Origin of the sequence: Ideonella sp., from assembly GCF_041287625.1 — a bacterium.
GTDB lineage: Bacteria > Pseudomonadota > Gammaproteobacteria > Burkholderiales > Burkholderiaceae_C > Ideonella.
This window is the reverse complement of the sequence record NZ_JBGGNH010000037.1, coordinates 137,695-156,084: the sequence shown is the minus strand read 5'-3', so window position 1 is coordinate 156,084 and position 18,390 is coordinate 137,695. Positions and strand designations below refer to the sequence as shown.

The 18,390-nt window shown below is 67.9% G+C and carries 15 protein-coding genes; 3 read left to right on the top strand and 12 right to left on the bottom strand.

Going from position 1 to position 18,390, the window contains the following annotated elements:
* The first annotated feature begins 11 nt into the window (after nucleotides 1-11).
* Entirely contained in the window at nucleotides 12-239 is a 228-nt protein-coding gene (locus ACAH41_RS15435) for a sulfurtransferase TusA family protein (protein WP_141286769.1), read from the top strand.
* A 61-nt stretch (nucleotides 240-300) separates the two neighbouring features.
* On the opposite strand, the gene galU is transcribed toward ACAH41_RS15435, so the two are convergent.
* Together galU and ACAH41_RS15425 are read right to left on the bottom strand one after the other, a co-directional pair.
* Nucleotides 301-1,167 (bottom strand): UTP--glucose-1-phosphate uridylyltransferase GalU, encoded by an 867-nt coding sequence (galU, locus tag ACAH41_RS15430; protein WP_325652206.1) that lies wholly within the window; start codon nucleotides 1,165-1,167, stop codon nucleotides 301-303.
* Nucleotides 1,168-1,327: 160 nt separating this feature from the next.
* Nucleotides 1,328-4,171: a valine--tRNA ligase gene (locus ACAH41_RS15425; RefSeq protein WP_325652204.1), complete on the bottom strand. Its 2,844-nt coding sequence runs from the start codon at nucleotides 4,169-4,171 to the stop codon at nucleotides 1,328-1,330.
* A gap of 289 nt (nucleotides 4,172-4,460) precedes the next feature.
* Here ACAH41_RS15425 and ACAH41_RS15420 point away from each other — a divergent pair, with 289 nt between their 5' ends.
* Entirely contained in the window at nucleotides 4,461-5,807 is a 1,347-nt protein-coding gene (locus ACAH41_RS15420) for a S41 family peptidase (RefSeq protein WP_325652202.1), read from the top strand.
* A 45-nt stretch (nucleotides 5,808-5,852) separates the two neighbouring features.
* On the opposite strand, the gene ACAH41_RS15415 is transcribed toward ACAH41_RS15420, so the two are convergent.
* From ACAH41_RS15415 to ACAH41_RS15370, 10 genes are all read right to left on the bottom strand, one after another.
* On the bottom strand, nucleotides 5,853-6,914 hold the full coding sequence (locus ACAH41_RS15415) for a hypothetical protein (protein ID WP_325652200.1): 1,062 nt from the start codon (nucleotides 6,912-6,914) through the stop codon (nucleotides 5,853-5,855).
* Between the two features lie 133 nt (nucleotides 6,915-7,047).
* Nucleotides 7,048-8,475, bottom strand: a complete 1,428-nt coding sequence (locus tag ACAH41_RS15410; RefSeq protein WP_325652198.1) for a DUF58 domain-containing protein — start codon at nucleotides 8,473-8,475, stop codon at nucleotides 7,048-7,050.
* Nucleotides 8,442-9,410 carry a MoxR family ATPase gene (locus tag ACAH41_RS15405; RefSeq protein WP_325652197.1) on the bottom strand — a complete coding sequence of 323 codons (969 nt, stop codon included), beginning with the start codon at nucleotides 9,408-9,410 and terminating at the stop codon, nucleotides 8,442-8,444. Before ACAH41_RS15405 ends, ACAH41_RS15410 begins: the two co-directional genes overlap by 34 nt.
* On the bottom strand, nucleotides 9,407-10,762 hold the full coding sequence (locus ACAH41_RS15400; RefSeq protein ID WP_325652196.1) for a DUF4350 domain-containing protein: 1,356 nt from the start codon (nucleotides 10,760-10,762) through the stop codon (nucleotides 9,407-9,409). Before ACAH41_RS15400 ends, ACAH41_RS15405 begins: the two co-directional genes overlap by 4 nt.
* Nucleotides 10,759-11,541, bottom strand: a complete 783-nt coding sequence (locus ACAH41_RS15395) for a DUF4129 domain-containing protein (RefSeq protein ID WP_325652195.1) — start codon at nucleotides 11,539-11,541, stop codon at nucleotides 10,759-10,761. Before ACAH41_RS15395 ends, ACAH41_RS15400 begins: the two co-directional genes overlap by 4 nt.
* Complete coding sequence (locus tag ACAH41_RS15390; RefSeq protein ID WP_325652193.1) at nucleotides 11,525-12,247, bottom strand: hypothetical protein; 723 nt, start codon at nucleotides 12,245-12,247, stop codon at nucleotides 11,525-11,527. Before ACAH41_RS15390 ends, ACAH41_RS15395 begins: the two co-directional genes overlap by 17 nt.
* On the bottom strand, nucleotides 12,237-13,256 hold the full coding sequence (locus tag ACAH41_RS15385; protein WP_325652192.1) for a stage II sporulation protein M: 1,020 nt from the start codon (nucleotides 13,254-13,256) through the stop codon (nucleotides 12,237-12,239). Before ACAH41_RS15385 ends, ACAH41_RS15390 begins: the two co-directional genes overlap by 11 nt.
* Entirely contained in the window at nucleotides 13,253-14,038 is a 786-nt protein-coding gene (locus tag ACAH41_RS15380) for an RDD family protein (RefSeq protein ID WP_325652190.1), read from the bottom strand. Before ACAH41_RS15380 ends, ACAH41_RS15385 begins: the two co-directional genes overlap by 4 nt.
* Nucleotides 14,039-14,042: 4 nt before the next feature.
* Nucleotides 14,043-14,549: an RDD family protein gene (locus tag ACAH41_RS15375; protein WP_325652188.1), complete on the bottom strand. Its 507-nt coding sequence runs from the start codon at nucleotides 14,547-14,549 to the stop codon at nucleotides 14,043-14,045.
* A 101-nt stretch (nucleotides 14,550-14,650) separates the two neighbouring features.
* Nucleotides 14,651-15,628: a GMP reductase gene (locus ACAH41_RS15370; protein ID WP_325652186.1), complete on the bottom strand. Its 978-nt coding sequence runs from the start codon at nucleotides 15,626-15,628 to the stop codon at nucleotides 14,651-14,653.
* 325 nt (nucleotides 15,629-15,953) lie between these two features.
* Here ACAH41_RS15370 and ACAH41_RS15365 point away from each other — a divergent pair, with 325 nt between their 5' ends.
* Nucleotides 15,954-18,338 carry a UvrD-helicase domain-containing protein gene (locus ACAH41_RS15365; protein ID WP_325652235.1) on the top strand — a complete coding sequence of 795 codons (2,385 nt, stop codon included), beginning with the start codon at nucleotides 15,954-15,956 and terminating at the stop codon, nucleotides 18,336-18,338.
* Nucleotides 18,339-18,390: the final 52 nt, after the last annotated feature.

Genomic DNA, 18,390 nt, shown 5'->3' with positions numbered 1-18,390 from the left:
AAACGCTTCTCATGCAACCCGACAAGGAACTCGACACCAGCGGCCTGAGCTGCCCGCTGCCCATTCTGAAGACCAAGAAGGCGCTGGCCGACATGCTCAGCGGCCAGGTGCTGAAGGTGGTGGCGACCGACCCCGGCTCCAGCCGCGACTTCCAGGCCTTCGCCCGCCAGACCGGCCACGAGCTGGTCGGCCAGGAAACCGTCAACGACCACTTCGTGCACTGGCTGCGCCGGCGCTGAAACTGTCTCGCTGAAATGAAAACGCCCACCAGGCGGTGGGCGTGACGGTCGCCGAAGACGCTCAGATGTCCAGCGTCTTCAGGTACTCACGGAAGCCGGCACCGAGCTGCGGGTGGGCCAGTGCCAGTTCGACGTTGGCTTCCAGGAAGCCTTCCTTGGAGCCGCAGTCGTAGCGCTTGCCGTCGTAGCGGTAAGCAAACACCTTCTCGCGGCGCATCAGCGCGGCAATGCCGTCGGTCAGCTGGATTTCGCCGCCCACGCCGCGCGGTTGGTTGGCAATCTCGCGGAACACGCCAGGCGTGAGGATGTAGCGGCCGGCCACGCCCAGGTTGGAAGGCGCTTCTTCTGCCGAAGGCTTCTCCACCATGTGGGTCAGGTCCATCATGCGGTCGTTGACCGGCGTGCCGGCAACGATGCCGTAGCGCTTGGTGTGCTCGGGCTTCACTTCCTGCACCGCCAGGATGGAGGCTTGCCACTCGGCGAACTGGTCGACCATCTGCTTGAGGATGGGGGTCTTGCCGACCATCAGGTCATCGGCCAGCAGCACGGCAAACGGCTCGTTGACGACCACGCACTGGGCGCACAACACGGCATGGCCGAGGCCCAGGGCCTTGGGTTGGCGGATGTAGATGCACTCCATGTCATCCGGCTTGATGCTGTGCACCATGGCCAGCAGCTCTTTCTTGCCCGAGTTTTCGAGCTCAGACTCCAGCTCGTAGGCGGTGTCGAAATGATCTGGAATGGCGCGCTTGTTGCGGCCATTGACGAAAATCATCTGGCGAATGCCGGCGGCATAGGCCTCTTCCACCGCGTACTGGATCAGCGGCTTGTCGACCACCGGCAGCATTTCCTTGGGCTGCGCCTTGGTGGCGGGAAGAAAACGGGTGCCCAGGCCGGCGACCGGAAAGATGGCCTTGTTGATCTTCATGGAACTCCCTATTGATTAATGCGACAACAATGACACAAAAAAGTGCAGCGATGGTGACAAGTCAACACTGAAGCTTCTGCGCCCAGCGATTTTGATCCATCACTTTGCTTGCCCAAGCAGCCTCCGTGCCTCGCTGCATCCCAGGGCTTGATGATCTCTTTCAGGCCGGGGGCAGCTTGCCCAACTGGCCGCGCAGGCTGTCCAGCGAGCGGCCGAAGCCGACCAGCCGCTCGCGCATCTGGGCCACCACGGCTTCCGGCGCGCGAGACACGAAGCTCTCGTTGCCAAGCTTCACTTCGGCCTTCTCGACTTCGCCTTCTATGCGCTTGATCTCCTTGGTCAGGCGCTCGCGTTCGGCGGCCACGTCGATCTCGACCTTCAGCGCCAGCCGTGCCTCGCCTTGCACCAGTACCGGCGCCATCTCGGTGGCGGCGGCGAAGGCGGCCTCATCGGCCATCGTCTGCACTTCGCTGAGCTTGGCCAGCGCCTTCAAGACCGGGGCAGCTTCCGCGATGAACGCCCCGTCGCCAATGGTGACCAGCGGCACGCGGTCGCTGGGCGACAGGCCCATCTCGCTGCGCAGCGTGCGACAGACGCTGACAAATTCTTTCAGTTTGGCGACCCAGGCGTCGGCCGCCGGGTCGATGCGCTCTGGTTGTGCCACCGGGTAGGGCGCGGTGACGATGCTGCGGCCGTCGTCCGCTGCCTTGCGGCCCGCCACGACGGCAACCGTGTCCCACAGCTCGGCGGTGATGAAAGGCGTGACCGGGTGCAGCAGGCGCAGCACGGTTTCCAGCACGCGGACCAGCGTGCGGCGCGTGGCGCGCTGCTGGGCCTCGGTGCCGGTCTGGATCTGCACCTTGGCAATTTCCAGGTACCAGTCGCAATAGGCATCCCACACGAACTGGTAGATCGCGTTGGCCACGTTGTCGAGCCGGTACTCGTCGAAGCCCTGGGCGACGGCGGCTTCCACGCGCTGCAGCTCGCTGGTGATCCAGCGGTCGGCCGGGCTGAAGCTCAGGTAACCGTGCGCCGGGCCACCCGGCGCGCACTCGGCCTTGGTGTGCTCCTTCAGGCCGTTGTCCTGGCCCTCGCAGTTCATCAGCACGAACTTGGTCGCGTTCCAGAGCTTGTTGCAAAAATTGCGGTAACCCTCGCAGCGCTTGCTGTCGAAATTGACACTGCGTCCCAGCGTGGCCATGGCCGCGAAGGTGAAGCGCAGCGCGTCGGCGCCGTAGCCGGGAATGCCTTCGGGAAATTCCTTTTCGGTCGCCTTGCGCACCTTCGGCGCGGTCTCAGGCTTGCGCAGGCCGGTGGTGCGCTTGTCCAGCAGGGGGGCCAGCTCGATGCCGTCGATCAGGTCCACCGGGTCCAGCACATTGCCTTCGGACTTGGACATCTTCTTGCCCTGCGCGTCCAGCACCAGGCCGTGGATGTACACGTGCCTGAACGGCACCTTGCCGGTGAAGTGCTTGGTCATCATGATCATCCTGGCGACCCAGAAGAAGATGATGTCGTAGCCGGTCACCAGCACCGAAGACGGCAGGAACAGGTCCTGTTCAATCGTCTGCTCGGGCCAGCCCAGCGTCGAGAACGGCACCATGGCCGACGAGTACCAGGTGTCCAGCACATCTTCGTCGCGGCGCAGCGCGCCGGTGTAGCCGGCGGCCGTGGCCTTGGCGCGGGCGTCTTCCTCGCTGCGCGCGACGAACAGTTCGCCGTTGTCGCCGTACCAGGCGGGGATCTGGTGGCCCCACCAGAGCTGGCGCGAGATGCACCAGTCCTGGATGTTCTTCATCCACTGGTTGTAGGTGTTGACCCAGTTCTCCGGCACGAATTTCACGTCGCCAGATTCAACGGCTTCGATGGCCTCGTCGGCAATGCTCTTGCCGTTCGCGCCGGCCTTGCTCATCGCGATGAACCACTGGTCCGTCAGCATCGGCTCGATGATCGCGCCGGTACGCGCGCAGCGCGGCACCATCAACTTGTGCTTCTTGATCTCGACCAGCAGGCCTTCAGCCTCCAGCTGCGCAACGATCTTCTTGCGCGCGACGAAGCGATCCAGGCCGCGGTAGTCCTCGGGCGCTTCATCGTTGACCTTCGCGTCCAGCGTGAAGATGGTCAGCATCGGCAGGCCGTGGCGCAGGCCGACCTGGTAGTCGTTCTGGTCATGGGCTGGCGTGACCTTGACCACGCCGGTGCCAAAGGCCTTGTCCACGTAGTCGTCGGCAATCACCGGCACCAGGCGGCCGGTGATGGGCAGGCGGACCTGTTTGCCAATGAGGTGGATGTAGCGCTCGTCTTCCGGGTGCACCATCACCGCGGTGTCGCCCAGCATGGTCTCGGGTCGGGTAGTGGCCACGACCAGTGTTTCATCGCTGCCTTCGATGGGGTAGCGGATGTGCCACAGCGAGCCTTCTTCCTCTTCGCTTTCCACCTCCAGGTCCGACACGGCGGACTTCAGGATCGGGTCCCAGCTGACCAAGCGTTTGCCGCGGTAGATCAGGCCTTCCTCGTGCAGCTTCACGAAGGTGTCGGTCACCACCCTGGACAGCTTGTCGTCCATCGTGAAGTACTCGTGTCGCCAGCTCACCGAGTCGCCCATGCGGCGCATCTGGTTGGTGATGGTGGAGCCGCTTTTTTCCTTCCACTCCCAGACCTTGGCGACGAAATTCTTGCGGCCCAGGTCATGGCGGCTCGCGCCTTGCTCCTGCAACTGGCGCTCGACGACGATCTGCGTGGCGATGCCGGCGTGGTCGGTGCCGGGCACCCACAGCGTGTTGAAGCCGCGCATGCGGTGCACGCGGGTCAGCGAGTCCATGATGGTCTGGTTGAACGCGTGGCCCATGTGCAGCGTGCCCGTCACGTTGGGCGGCGGCAGCTGGATGCAGAAGGAGGGTTTGGCCGGATCCAGGCTGGGCTCGTAGACGCCAGATTGCTCCCACAGCGGCGCCCAGCGGGCTTCGATGGCAGTGGGTTCGAAGGATTTGGCGAGTTCGGTCATGGGCGGAAGCGAGGTGCGTGCAACAAGCGGACACAAGCTTTGTGTCAACGCTCTGCAAAGAAGCGGAGTTAAACGGAATTGTAGGGTGGCCGGCTGGCGGTTCACCCGGTAAGGGCGCGAGCTTGCCCGCGCCCAGGAGCGAGACATGGCACAAGTTTGGGCGGGGGTGCGCGCACCCTGGCGCGCAGGGCAATCCTTGCCAACGCATCAAGAACAACCAGAGGGTGCCAATGGCGCCACTCGCTCCGGCGCCTCCCGCTCGCGCTGGCGACCTTGGGCCGGCGCCGCGATGGCCTCGGTCGCGGTGCTGCTTGCGGGCTGCGGCGGTGGCGGGGACGACTTGCCGCCCGGCGCGACCTGCTCGCTGTCGGACCAGAAATACTGGGTCAGCAGCTACATGGACGACTGGTACTTCTGGTACGCCACCAATCCGAACCCCGACCCCGCGGCCTACTCGTCCGAGTACGACTATTTCTACGCGCTGCTGTCCACGGGCGACGCGACCTTCCCGGCCGACCGCTGGAGCTACGTCACCAGCACGGCAGACTACAACCAATTCTTCGGCGACGGCGCCACCATGGGTTACGGCATTGGTGTCAACGGCCTGGAAGTCACCGGCCAGCCGACGCTGCCGCTGCTGGTGCGCTATGTCGAGCCCGGCTCACCCGCCGCCATTGCCGGGTTGCAGCGAGGCGACCAGATCACCACCGTCAACGGCCAGCCGGCCTCGACGCTGATCTCGGCCAACAACTACGACGCGCTGAGCCCCACGGCCACCAACACCGCCGTGACGCTGGGCCTGCACACCACGGCAGGCGACACCACGCTGACGCTGTATTCCGCCGTCTACAATCTGCAGCCGGTGCAGGGCACGTCCATCGTCACCACGCCCGGTGGCCGCAAGATGGGCTACATGATGGTGAAGGACATGATCACCCAGGCCAACTCGCCGATGGACACCGCCTTCGGCCAGTTCCGCAGCGCAGGTGTGCAGGACGTGGTGATCGACCTGCGCTACAACGGCGGCGGTCTGGTTTCGGTGGCGGCCAACCTGGCCTCCTACCCGGCAGGTGCGGCGTCGCCGGCCACCACCAATGGCCAGACCTTTGCCAACCTGTACTTCAACGACAAGCGCGCCGCCAGCAACAACCAGAGCTTCAAGTTCACCAACTGGGCCAATGCGCTGGGCCTGTCGCGGGTCTATGTGCTGACCGGCCCACGCACCTGCTCGGCCTCCGAGCAGGTCGTCAACGGCCTGAAGCCGTTTGTCGACGTGGTCACCATCGGCGACGCCACCTGCGGCAAGCCGGTCGGCTTCACCGCGCAGGACGATGGCTGCGGCAACGTCTGGAGCCCGGTGACCTTCGAGAGCACCAACTCGCTGAACCAGGGGCGCTACTTCAACGGCCTGGCCGCCACCTGCCCGGTGGCCGAAGACTTCAGCCAGCCCATCGGCTCGTCCACCGACCCGCTGGTCGTCGCCGCCAGCCAGTACGCCGACGGCGGCGGCTGCCCCGCCGCCAGCGCCAGCCCATCGCCATCCAACGCCCGCCGTGGCCTGCTGAGCCAGCGCCCGCTCAACAGCAAGCCGCTGTGGCACGAGCCCGGCGAGCGAGGCGGCATGTACGCGAAGTGAGCGATCTCAGGCGTCATCCGCTCGCGGTTGGCGCCTGGTTCAACCTTAAACGGCTGAGCTGGCCCGACTTTCCAGCTCGTCCAGCCGGGTGCTCAGCGCATCCACCGAGCGCTGCTGGGCCACGAACAGTCGCGTCACCACATCAAGCAGTTCGTTGACCGTCAGACCGGAGAAGGGCTTTCTGGCTTCGTCGGCTGGCGGACTGAACAGACTGTCGGTGTGGCAAAAGCTGCGGGCCACTTGCTGGTTGCTTTGCGCGTGCCTCGCGTCGATTTCGGCGGCCTGCTCGGCGCTCAGCAGAAAACGCTTGTCGCTGCCTTTCGCGAGCTCATCGCGAAAGGCTTCGGTGAATTTCAGCTTGTGCGCAGCCGCGGTCGGTTGTCGGTTGAACGACAGCATGGCTTCGAGCGCTGTTGCGCTGAGGCTGCTTTGCTGGTCTTCGGGGCGTTTGAGATCGTCCGTGTCCTTCAGGCCCACCAAGTCGCAGAAATCATCGACGATGTTGCCGCGCAGTAGCCTGCCCCGTTCCCAGGGGCGCACGATCACCCGGTCCGGGCCAAACGCTTCGGCCCACACTGCCAGCATTTGCTGATAGTCCATCACGCCCAGTCGTTCCTGCCGCGCGATGAAGTCCTCGAAGGACAGGCGCGAGGTCTGGCTGACGTCGGTCTTGACGATCTGGTTGAACCAGGATTCCACCCAGTCACTCTGGCGCCGCAGGTAGCAAACGATGTGCACGTCGCAGTGCGCCAGCTGTTTGGCCATCCACTGCACGGCGGTGCGCCGGCGTTGTGGTCGGTCTTCGAACAAGTGCCAGAAGACTTCTTCGCTGATGACGTTGATCGGCGCGTCGCGCTGCACGATCTGCTCGGCGAGCCGGGTCCAAGCGAACTCCGCGTCGCCCGAGCCCTTGGCCGCCTGATCTACGCTGTCGAACAGGAAGCGCTGCTTGAGGATGTGCCGGTCGCCGGGCGGTGATGCAGGGTAGAAAAGCCCTCGCCACTGCAGTGCGTCGCGGTTGGCGTGCATGAACGCCTGCAACGAAGTCGAGCCAGTTTTCGTCTGGCCGATGTGAAAAAAGAGTTTTGGCTTGGAAGCGGCATCCATGGCGTGCGGTGGCAGGCACGAGGTGCAGGTGCCCGTGACACAGGCATTCCGGGCAGTCTCTGCGGAGTTGGCATGCTGCCAGCGCAATGCGACAGGCGTGTTGCAGCCACCGCAAAACGTGCCGCCCGCCGCGTTACAGCAACTGCTTGCGCTTGACCGCCAAGTAGCGGCTCACCAGCGCGCCGGCGAGTTCGGCCGGCGGCACGTCCAGGCTCAGGCCCTGCGGGTCGGGCAGGCGGCGCAGCGCGTCGCGGCGGGCTTGTTCGAAAGCGTGGGCAGTCGCCACTTCGGCGACGGCTTGTTGGCCGGTGAGGGGCTGGCTGGCGAGTTCGGCCAGCATCGGCTCGCGCAGGTTGGCGACCACGGTGACGTGGCGGCTGCGCAGCAGGCGCAGCGCGGGCGCGAGTTCGCCGCCGTCTTCGTCGCGGAAGTGGGTCAGCAGCACGACCAGCGCGCGGCGCGGCATTGCGCGCATCAGCGCGCGGGCGGCTTCCTGGTAGTCGGGGTGTTCTGTGCTGGGTTCGAGGTCGTGCAGCGCGGCCAGCAGGCCATCCAGCGCGGCCTGGCCCTTGCGCGGCGCGAGGCGTCGGGCCTGGCCAGGTGCATGGGCGAAGGTCAGCAGGCCGACTTCGTCACCGGCCTTCAGCGCCACGTGGGCGGTCAACACCAGCGCGTTCAGCACGTGGTCGAAGTGCTGGGCCTGGTGGGCGCCGGTGCGGTCGTCGGCGCGCAGACGGCGGCCACAGTCCAGCAGGAAGACCACGCGCTGGTCGCGTTCGTCCTGGTACTGGCGCACGACCGGCTTGCCGCGGCGCTGGGTGGCTTTCCAGTCGATGTGGCGCACCGGGTCACCGGGTTGGTAGTCCGCCAATTGGCGGAAGTCGCTGCCCAGGCCGCGGCGGGCGGCGCTGCGCACGCCGATCTCGGCCAGCCGCTGGTCGCTGGCAAGCCAGGCATAGCGGGCCAGCGCGGCGAAATTCGGGAAGACCTTCAGCGGCGCCGGCTCGCCCAGCTCGAAGGCCAGCGTCCACCAACCGCCGGGCGAGCGCAGCCGCAACTGGGTGCGACCCAGCGTGGCGGCGCCGCGGTGGCGCGGCATGAGCTGGTAGTCCAGCGTCTGCACCTTGCCGGCGGCCAAAGGCAGCCGGGCCGGCAGGCCGTGGGCGTCGAAGCCGGGGTCGATGCCATCGAACACCTCCGCCTGCCAGTTCAATGGTCCCTGGTGGCCCAGGCGCAGCTGCACGGTTTGCGCCACACCCAGCGCCAGCGCGCGCGGCACGCGGCGGCTGAGCGTGATCGGATGCAGGCGCAGCGCGCGCTGCGCTCGCCAGCCGTCCAGCGCCATCCAGCCTAGCATCAGCAGGGCGACACCGCCTGCGGCCAGTGCCAGGCCCTGGTGGCCCTGCAGCCCGGCCAGGCGCGCCAGGGCTGCTGCGACGGCCAGCGCCAGCCAGGCCCAGGGCGCGCGCTGGCTTGGCAGCCAGCGCAGCCGCGGCTGCGTGCCACCAGCGGGTAAGGGCGGCAGGCTCACCGGCGCGGCGCCTCGACGCGGTTCAGCCATTCAGCCAGCAGGTCGTCCACTTGCAGGCCATCGAGTTGCGCATCGGCCGAGAGCTGAACGCGGTGGCGCAGCGCGGCCACCGCGTGGCGCTTCACGTCGTCCGGCACGACATGGTCGCGGCCGGCCAGCAGCGCGGCGGCGCGGGCGATGCGCACCAGTGCGATCGCACCGCGCGAACCTGCGCCCATGCTCAGGCCCGGCAAGTCGCGCGTGCCGCGCACGATGCGCACGGCGTAGTCCAGCGCCGCGTCGTCCACGTCCACGACAACCACCAGCGCCTGCAGCGCGTGCACACGTTCGCGGGTCAGGCAGGGCCGCAAGTTCTGCAGCGGCAGCGCGTCGCCGGCCTGGTCCTGGGTCGCGCGCCGCAGCACCGCGACCTCGTCAATCGCGCTCGGGTAGCCGATGTCGATCTTGAGCAGGAAACGGTCGCGCTGGGCTTCGGGCAGCAGGTAGGTGCCTTCGGAGTCGACCGGGTTTTGCGTGGCCAGCACCATGAAGGGCTGCGGCAGCGCCAGGCTTTTGCCTTCGACGGTGACCTGGCCTTCCTGCATCACCTCCAGCAGCGCGCTCTGGGTCTTGGCCGGCGCACGGTTGATTTCGTCGGCCAGCAGCAGGTTGGTGAACACCGGGCCACGGCGCAGGCGCAGCTTGCCTTCGTCCAGCACGGCCTGGCCGGTGATGTCCGAAGGCATCAGGTCGGGCGTGAACTGCACGCGGGCGAAGTCCAGCGACAAGGCCTTGCCGAGTGCGCGCGCCAGCAGCGTCTTGCCCAGGCCGGGCACGCCTTCCAGCAGCACGTGGCCGCAGGCCAGCAGCGCGATCAGCGTCTGCTCGATGGCCGCGCCCTGGCCCACCAGGGCCTTGCTGACTTCGGTGTGCAGCAGCGTCAGGTCGGCACGCGCCTGCTGCAGGGTTTCGGTGTCCAGGCTCATGGGCTTGCTTTCTGCGGGGAGTCTTGAAGAGGGACTGGCGTCACGGGGCCCTTGGCCGCCAGCCTGATCAGCTGGCGGCGGGCGGTTTCGAGCAGCATCAGGTCTTGCGCCAGACGGCGGGCGTTGCGTTGCGCGGGCGCGATGGCTTTGCCCAGGGCCGAAGCCGACAGGCCGGTGGCCAGCGCCAGCGTGACGGGGTCGGGCGGCGCGGTGCTGGCCGACGCGCTTGGCGCGAGCTGGCGCGCGGCTTCGGCCAGCGCGCGGCATTGCGCGGTGTGCAGCGCCTCGGCGCGGTGTTGCAGCAGGAAGCTGGCGCTGCCGCGCACCTGCTCGGCCAGCGAGCGGCGCCGGTCCGGCGGCGGCCGGCGCAGCGGACCAAAGCGCGGCAGCGCGTGCCACAGCGCCAGCACCAGCGCCGCCAGTGCCAGCAGCAGCACCGGTGCGGCTTCCTGCCAGAGCCAGCTTGGCAGCGCCGGCAGGCTGGCCGAACCCATCAGCCAGACCTGGCGGCCCGGCCGCAGCTTCAGCATCGCGGCCAGCAGCGGCGCGTGGTCGTGCTTCATCAGGTCCGGGTTGTCCAGGTTGGGGTACCAGGCGGACAGCGTCAGCTCCCCGCGGCCCAGGGGCAGGCGCAGCGCGCGCCAGCCCAGGTCGTCACGAACGCCCCAGGCGGGCAGGTCGCGGCTCTTGAAAACGGTGCTGGGCGAGCGGCAGAGCTGATAGATCGGCAGCTCCGCAAAAAAAATCTGCGCGCCGGCGTCCTTGGCCGTCCAGTCGCATTTCGGTGGCGGTGGAACGTGCGGCGGTGCGGGGCCGGAGGCGGGCGTGGCAGGGGCAGTGCCTTCCTCCTCGTCGTCGTCTTCATCGTCCTCGTCTTCGTCCGACTTTTCCGGCGGCGCGGCGTGGCCCGATGCGGCGGCGCGCGCCCTGGCCTCGGCCTTGCGTTGTTCCCGGTGCAGCTGCCATTCGCTGGTCTCTTCAATGCCCAGCGGGTTGAGCTTCAGCATCGCCTCGTCGGTGTTGGGGAACAGCACCAGGTGGCCGCCTGCCTCGACCCAGCGCTTCAGGTCCTGCTCGCGCGCCTGGCGCACATCCCACAGCGGCGAGGTGATGACCAGCGTGTCAGTCACCGGCGGCAGCGTGCCGAGTTCGCTCGGCGTCTGCAGCGTCACGCCTTGCTTCGCCAACCAGTGGCGCAGCTGGTAGTGGCGGTCGGTCTCTGCTTCGCCTTGCGGCGGCAAGGGCACGCGTTTTTCTTCCCACTTGGTGTAGCGCACCAGCAGCGCGCCGCCACCCAGCAGCATGGCAAGCAGCAGCAGCCACGGCAGGCTCCGGCGCAGCACCGAACTCATGCCGTGGCCGCCCGCAGCGCGCCGCCAGCGGGCTGGGCTGCAACCCCCGTGCCGAACAGGGCGTCGAAACGGGCGCAGAGGTCCAGCACGCGGGCCTCGTCCGGCCGCCGGTGCGCGTAGCCGATCTGCAGCCACGCGTCGATCAGCTGCCGCAAGGCCTCGCTGGCGGTGGGCGACAACCGCTCCGAGGCCAGCGCCAGGCACTCGGCTTCGGTGCTGGCTGCGACGATGGCCACGCCGTGCCGGTGCACCAGGCGCGACAGCGCGCCGCGGTAGAGCAGGGCCAGTGCGGCCCGCGCGTCGTCCCGGCGCCACAGCGCGGCCGCAGCCTGGCCCAGCGGTTCGGGCAGGCTCTCGGGGCGGATGTCCAGGCTGCCGACGTGACTCGGCGCCACCGGCACCGCGGCCAGCGTCGGCATGCTGCGTTGCCACAGGCGCCAGCCGAGCACGCAGGCCAGCGCCACCAGCAGCAGCCCGCCCGCCCACGCGAGCAGGCGGCCGGCGCCTGCCAGCCATTCGGCCAGTGCGATCAGCCAGTCTGGTGCAGGCGAGGATTTCTCGCGCTTCCTGGACTTGTAGTCCCAGTCCAGCTTCAGCGTGCGCCGGGTCTCTTCGGCATGCAGCAGCGGGTCGCGGTGCATCGCCTCGGTGGCAGCGCGCACTGCGGCCAGCGTGACGGTGGGCGCGGAGGCCGCGGGCGAGGGCGGTGCCGGCTGCGCCTGAAGGCCGCCGCAGGCCAGCAGGCCGGCGAGGCCGACGGCCTCAATGCGCAAACGCATGGCGCAGCTCCTGTTCCACGTCCCAGGACTCCAGCTCGACCCGGCGATTGAGGTACATCATGAAGCCGCCGGCGACAAACGGCGCCTCCAGCAGCAACGACACCAGTACCTGCAGCACCGCGATGAACGGCTCGGCGCTGTCCCGGCCCAGCCGCAGCATCGGGTTGTCGCTGCCGCTGAACGGGTTCAGCGAGAACAGCAGCCACAGCAGGCCGAACAGCAGCCAGTAGCTCAGCACGCCCCAGCTCAGCTGCGCCATGATCGCCTGGCCGTGCTGGCCGTTCAGCAGGCGCTTGCGGCGCTGGCGCGCGGCGTCGCCCTTCAAGCCTTCGAGCTGCGCGACCGGCTGCGTGAACGCGCGCCAGGGCGAAAAAGCCGCCACCAGCAGGCCCGGCAGCAGCGAAGGGCGAAACAGCAGCGGGCCGTTCAGCACGTCGGACATCTTGCAGGGTTGCCCAAAGACCGCGCGCGAGAAGACCTGCAGCAGCACCCGGTCCAGCCAGGGCTGGACCAGCAGCAGCAACAGGCCGGGCAGCCAGGGCGAGACCAGCAGCCCGAGCAGGCACAGCCCACCCATGACCGCGGCCACCGGCGCGTAAAGCCGCAGCAGCAGGTGCGCCTGCTGCTGCGCCAGGCGCAGGCCCAGGTCCAGCGCTTCCATGGCCGGCCGCGGGCGCAGCGCCAGTTGCAGCTGCTCAGTCTGCATGCGCGTCCTGCATCGGCCGGGCGCCGAAACGGCCGGCGAGGTAGGCCATCACCAACGGCCAGCACAGCGCGGCGGCGGTGTACTTCACACCGGGCTGCACCCAGGCCGCGCTGGACCAGAAGGCCTCGGTGGCTGCGGCCAGCAGCAGCAGCACGATGGCGGCCGCCACCAGCGGCAAGGTGTCGCGCCCGGCCTGGGCCAGCGCCGCGCCGCGTGGCAGCCGGCCTGGCATCAGCGCGGCCTGGCCCAGCCGCAGCCCGGCCGCGCCAGAGATCACGATGGCCGTCAGCTCGAAAGACGAATGCGTGGCGACGAAGGGCCAGAACTGCCCGCCGTGGCCGATGGCGGTGACGTAGCCAGCCACCGCGCCGATCTGCGCGCCGTTGCTCAGCAGGTAGAACAGGCTGCCCAGGCCCAGCAGCAGCCCGCTGGCGAAACACTTGAACGCGATGCCGATGTTGTGGCCGATGTAGAAGCCGAACATGGTCACGTCGTCCCCCGCGCTGCGCAGCCGGCCCACGTGCTGGGCATCGGGCGCGTACATCTGCTCGTACTGCTGGGTCTGGCTGGCGTCCATCACCGTCAGCACCAGTTCGGGCATCCAGCGCGTGGCGGCCAGCATGGCCAGCAGCGGCAGCGCAAAGGCCAGCGTGGCCAGCAGCAGGTGGCGGCGGTGGCGGCGCACCGCTGCCGGCACGGCGTCGCGCAGCATGCTGCGCAGCGCGCCCCAGCCGCCGCCGCTGGGGCGGTAGATCAGCTGGTGCGCACGTTGGGTCAGCGACTCCAACATCTGGATGCGGCCGATCGGGTAGCTGCGGCTGCGCGCCAGCGCCAGGTGCTCGCAGCTGCGGCGGTACAGCATCGCCAGCCGTGCGGCGTCGAAGCTTTCGATCCCGGTGGTGAACGCGCCGCGCTTGGGCTTGCGGCGGCCGCGCTGCGCCGCCTGCAACTGCTGCTCCAGCGCGCGCCAGTCGGCCTGGTGGGCCTGCTCGAAGTCGAAAGGGGTCATCGCATGCCGGCCCGCAGGTCAGCCACTGGCGGGCTGGCCTTGACCGCTTCGTGCGGGCTCGCCGCAGCTTCGCGCTGACCCATCAACCAGCGCGACAGCGCCAGCAGGCGTTCACCGACCGACATCGCCTGCGCCGGGTGCGGGTCCAGCGGCAGCCACGGCGCCAGGCGTTGCGCCAGTTCATCGAGGCGCTGCGGCGTCAAACGATGTTGGCGCTCGGCCAGGTGCAGCACGGCGGCCTGTTGCGCCACCGTCAGCGGCCGGGCGGGCGGCAGCGCCGGCCCGGCCACGGTCGCATGGGTGTTCAGTGCGGCAGGTGCATAGACCACCAGCGTGCCGGCCACCAGGTCGCCCAGGCGGCGGAAATCGCGCCGCAGCAGCATCGAAATGCAGCCCGCGAAGTAGGCCATCGGCAGGAAATCGACCGCCCGCAGCAGGTTGCGCAGCACCGACGCACCCGCGGTGACCGGCAGCCCGCTGTCCATCAGCACCTGCAGGCCGACGATGCGCTTGCCCGGCGTGGCGGCGCCCGGCATCAGCTCGAACAGCACCGGGTAGAACCACTCCATCAGGAAAGCGGCGGCCAGCCACAGCCCGGTGCCGAAACCTTTCAGCGCGGCCAGCAGGGCCGCCAGCGTGCCCATCACCACCATGCGGATCAGCAGGTCGATGACATAGGCCTGGCCACGCGCCGGCAGCCCCGCCGGCCGCAGCGCCAGCGTGATGCCCTCGGGCGTTTCGACGTGGTGCAGCGTGTCCAGCAGCACGGGGGCGGCAGGCACGCGCTCAGGCCTTGACGACGATGGTGTCGGCGATGAAGTCGTGCAGGCAGCGGCGCGACTTGCCGAAGATGAACAAGGAGTCTGCAAGGCTCACCAGGGGGCCAACCACCGGAATCATCGCAACCAGCCACATCACGCCAATGCGCAGACCCAGCGTGCGGCCGAGCATGGCAGGTGTGCCGTCGCTGCGCTTGATCCGGATGCCCAGCGCGATCTTGCCGATGGTCTGGCTGCGGGTGTGCAGGAACCAGCCCTGGACCAGCGTGAACAGCACGAAGCTGGCCACGTAGAGCGGGAACAGCCGCGTGAGCGAGGTGTCCTCCGAGAGCCAGGCCACGCCGATGGCCTTGGATGCGCCGTAGGTCAGGGCACCGGAAATGGCGCCATCGAGGAGCGCGGCCCCCAACCTGGACCAGCGACCGGCCAGTTCACCGGCGCCGGTGACTTCGGCCATGTCCGCCACCACCGCTTCCGGCGGCGCAAAAGGATTGTTCCTGTCGATGCTGCTCATGCGATCCCTCCCTCGAAGCTTGCCGCCACCGCTCTTCGTCGATGGCGTGCGGGGCATGATAGTGCAGCAAGCGGCGGACACGCATCCTCCGCTTGGGGGCCTCACATCAGCAGGTGCTCGCCTGCGTTCTCGCCGCCCAGGATCACGTAGTTGACCTTCCTCAGGTCGGTCAGCTGCACGCCGCCGGCGTAGCTGATCGAGCTCTGCAGGTCCTCGCGCATCTCGCGCAGCGTGTCGGCCAGGTGGCCCTTGACGGGCTCCAGGATGCGCTTGCCTTCGACGTGCTTGTACTCGCCCTTGTTGAAGTCGCTGGCCGAGCCGTAGTACTCCTTGTAGCGCCTGCCGTCGACCTCGACTGTGGCGCCCGGCGACTCTTCCAGGCCGGCGAACAGCGAGCCGACCATCACCATCGCGGCGCCGAAGCGCACGCTCTTGGCAATGTCGCCATGGTGGCGGATGCCGCCATCGGCAATGATGGGCTTGGTGGCCACGCGGGCACACCACTTCAGCGCCGAAAGCTGCCAGCCGCCGGTGCCGAAGCCGGTCTTCAGCCGCGTGATGCAGACCTTGCCGGGCCCGATGCCGACCTTGGTCGCGTCCGCGCCCCAGTTTTCCAGGTCGATCACGCCTTCGGGCGTGCCGACATTGCCGGCGATGACAAAAGCGTTCGGCAGCTTCTGCTTGATGTAGTCGATCATCTGGCGCACGCTTTCGGCGTGGCCATGGGCAATGTCGATGGTGATGTAGTCGGCGCCCACGCCGTCTGCGGCCAGCCGGTCGATGACCTCGCGGTCGGCCGGCTTCACGCCTGAGCTGATCGAGACGAACAGGCCGCGCTCGCGCATGTGGCGCGCATAGGCGACGTTGTCCAGGTCGAAGCGGTGCATCACGTAGAAGTAGCCGTTGGCCGCCAGCCACTCGGTGATGGGCTCGTCCACCACCGTCTTCATGTTGGCCGGCACCACCGGCAGCTTGAAGCGGCGGCCGCCGAATTCCACGCCGGTGTCGCACTGGGCGCGGCTGTCCACCCGGCACTTGCGGGGCAAGAGCAGCACGTTGTCGTAGTCGAAGATGTCCATTGTTCTCGGAGCTCCAGGGGTGTCGGCGCGTTGAAGGCAGTGTGCCGACATGGGCTGCGAGCGCTTGACCTGGACCCGGCGGGTACCGCGCGAGGCCGCCCTGCAAGGGGCGGTGGCGGTCTACCAGCACCGGGCGCCAGAGTTTGGGCCCGGTGGTTGAGTTTACGCGTTTGCATACAAAACAGCACTGCATGCGGTGTGGCACCTGCCACAAGCAGGGCTTTCCCGTCGCGCACACTTTCCAGCCAGGTCGCCAGGCATCCCTAAAATGAACGAAATGCACGTTCAGGATCCCTCCGATTTCCCGCCCGGCCTGCCGCCGGCCATGGCGCTGCCGGGCGACACTCCGCTGCTGCGCGGCCTGAACCCGGAGCAATACGCCGCGGTGACGCTGCCGCCGCAGGCCTCGCTGATCCTGGCCGGCGCCGGCTCGGGCAAGACCCGGGTGCTGACCACGCGCATCGCCTGGCTGCTGCAGACCGGCCAGATCTCGCCTGGCGGCGTGATGGCCGTGACCTTCACCAACAAGGCCTCGAAGGAAATGCTGACGCGCCTGGGCGCGATGCTGCCGGTCAACGTGCGTGGCATGTGGATCGGCACCTTCCACGGGCTGTGCAACCGCTTCCTGCGCGCCCACTGGAAGCAGGCCCGCCTGCCGCAGAGCTTCCAGATCCTCGACAACGGCGACACGCTCAGCGCGGTCAAGCGCGTCATCAAGGGTTTGAACCTGGACGAAGAGCGCTTTGTACCCAAGCAGGTCCACTGGTTCATTGCCGGCAGCAAGGAAGACGGGCTGCGGCCGGGCGACGTGGTGGTGCATGACGGCCAGAGCCAGAAGATGGTCGAGATCTACCAGGCCTACCAGGACCAGTGCGAGCGCGAAGGCGTGGTCGACTTTGCCGAGCTGATGCTGCGCACCTACGAGCTGATGCGCGACGATCCGCTGCTGCGCGAGCACTACCAGCGCCGCTTCCGCCACATCCTGGTCGACGAATTCCAGGACACGAACAAGCTGCAGTACGCCTGGCTGAAGATGTTTGCCGGACCGCAGACGGCGGTGATGGCCGTGGGCGACGACGACCAGAGCATCTACGCCTTCCGCGGCGCGCAGGTCGGCAACATGGCCGACTTCGAACGCGAATTCCGCGTGCAGCACGTCATCAAGCTGGAGCGCAACTACCGCAGCTTCGGCAACATCCTGGACGCCGCCAACCACCTGATCGGCCACAACAGCCGGCGACTGGGCAAGAACCTGCGCACCGAGGCCGGCCCGGGCGAGCCGGTGCGGGTGCAGGAATCGGCCAGCGACTTCAACGAGGCGCAGTGGATCCTCGAAGAGCTTCAGCAGCTGCACCGCGCAGGCATGCACCGCCGCGAGATGGCCATCCTGTACCGCAGCAATGCGCAGTCGCGGGTCATCGAGTCGGCGCTGTTCAATGCCAGCATTCCGTACCGCGTGTACGGCGGCCTGCGCTTCTTTGAGCGCGCCGAAGTCAAGCATGCGCTGGCCTACCTGCGGCTGATCGAGAACTGCAACGACGACACCAGCTACCTGCGCGTCGTCAACTTCCCCACGCGCGGCATTGGCGCGCGCACGCTGGAGCAGCTGCAGGACGCTGCGCGCCAAAGCGGCCGCAGCCTGTGGCAGAGCGTGGGCGCTGTCGGTGGCAAGGGCGGCGCGAACCTGGTGGCGTTCAACGCGCTGGTCGATTCGATGCGCAACGAGACGCACGGCCTGACGCTGCGCGAGATCATCGAGCACATGCTGGAGCGATCGGGGCTGATCGACTTCTACCGCACCGAGAAGGAAGGCGCCGACCGCATCGAGAACCTGGAGGAACTGGTGACCGCGGCTGAGGCCTTTGTCACGCAGGAAGGTTTTGGCAAGGATGCGATTGCGCTGCCGGTGGACGAACACGGCCCGGGCCAGATCTCGGACGGCAGCGCCGCCGGCCTGCCCAACGCGGTGGCTGCGGTGGACATGACGCCCGATGCCGAGACCGGCGAGATCATGAGCCCGCTGGCCGCCTTCCTGACGCACGCCGCGCTGGAAGCCGGCGACAACCAGGCCCAGGCCGGGCAGGACGCCGTGCAGCTGATGACGGTGCATTCGGCCAAGGGCCTGGAGTTCGACGCGGTGTTCATCACCGGTCTCGAAGAAGGCCTGTTCCCGCATGAAAACGCAATGTCCGACGCGGATGGGCTGGAGGAGGAGCGGCGGCTGATGTATGTGGCCATCACCCGCGCCCGCCAGCGGCTGTACCTCAGCTTCAGCCAGACCCGCATGCTGCACGGCCAGACCAAGTACCACGTCAAGAGCCGCTTCTTCGACGAGCTGCCCGAGGCCTCGCTGAAGTGGCTCACACCGCGCAACCAGGGCTTCGGCTCCGGTTTTGCACGCGACTACCAGGCCGCCTGGCAGCGCGGCAGCGGACTCAATTCCGTCGTCGGCGCCGGTCGGTCCTCGGGCTGGAGCCCACCCGCCGCGCCGGCCATGCCACCGGTGCCGGCCAGCATGCAGGCCAGCGCGGCCAAGGCGGCCGGCCATGGCCTGCGGGTCGGCCAGGGCGTATTCCACACCAAGTTCGGCGAGGGCGTGATCGTCACGCTGGAAGGCAAGGGCGAAGACGCCCGCGCCCAGGTCAATTTCGGCCGCCATGGCCCGAAGTGGCTGGCGCTGTCGGTCGCCAAGCTGACACCGGTGGATTGAGCTTCCAGAATGCCGGCCAGAACCTGATCCGATGATGTCTCGCCTCGTCCGT

What these genes read in the sequence shown, in the direction of transcription:
- ACAH41_RS15435 (WP_141286769.1), top strand. Translation starts at nt 12, where the DNA reads ATGCAACCCGACAAGGAACTCGACACCAGCGGCCTGAGCTGCCCGCTG.
- galU (WP_325652206.1), bottom strand. Translation starts at nt 1,167, where the DNA reads ATGAAGATCAACAAGGCCATCTTTCCGGTCGCCGGCCTGGGCACCCGT.
- ACAH41_RS15425 (WP_325652204.1), bottom strand. Translation starts at nt 4,171, where the DNA reads ATGACCGAACTCGCCAAATCCTTCGAACCCACTGCCATCGAAGCCCGC.
- ACAH41_RS15420 (WP_325652202.1), top strand. Translation starts at nt 4,461, where the DNA reads ATGGCCTCGGTCGCGGTGCTGCTTGCGGGCTGCGGCGGTGGCGGGGAC.
- ACAH41_RS15415 (WP_325652200.1), bottom strand. Translation starts at nt 6,914, where the DNA reads ATGGATGCCGCTTCCAAGCCAAAACTCTTTTTTCACATCGGCCAGACG.
- ACAH41_RS15410 (WP_325652198.1), bottom strand. Translation starts at nt 8,475, where the DNA reads ATGGCTGAACCGCGTCGAGGCGCCGCGCCGGTGAGCCTGCCGCCCTTA.
- ACAH41_RS15405 (WP_325652197.1), bottom strand. Translation starts at nt 9,410, where the DNA reads ATGAGCCTGGACACCGAAACCCTGCAGCAGGCGCGTGCCGACCTGACG.
- ACAH41_RS15400 (WP_325652196.1), bottom strand. Translation starts at nt 10,762, where the DNA reads ATGAGTTCGGTGCTGCGCCGGAGCCTGCCGTGGCTGCTGCTGCTTGCC.
- ACAH41_RS15395 (WP_325652195.1), bottom strand. Translation starts at nt 11,541, where the DNA reads ATGCGTTTGCGCATTGAGGCCGTCGGCCTCGCCGGCCTGCTGGCCTGC.
- ACAH41_RS15390 (WP_325652193.1), bottom strand. Translation starts at nt 12,247, where the DNA reads ATGCAGACTGAGCAGCTGCAACTGGCGCTGCGCCCGCGGCCGGCCATG.
- ACAH41_RS15385 (WP_325652192.1), bottom strand. Translation starts at nt 13,256, where the DNA reads ATGACCCCTTTCGACTTCGAGCAGGCCCACCAGGCCGACTGGCGCGCG.
- ACAH41_RS15375 (WP_325652188.1), bottom strand. Translation starts at nt 14,549, where the DNA reads ATGAGCAGCATCGACAGGAACAATCCTTTTGCGCCGCCGGAAGCGGTG.
- ACAH41_RS15370 (WP_325652186.1), bottom strand. Translation starts at nt 15,628, where the DNA reads ATGGACATCTTCGACTACGACAACGTGCTGCTCTTGCCCCGCAAGTGC.
- ACAH41_RS15365 (WP_325652235.1), top strand. Translation starts at nt 15,954, where the DNA reads ATGGCGCTGCCGGGCGACACTCCGCTGCTGCGCGGCCTGAACCCGGAG.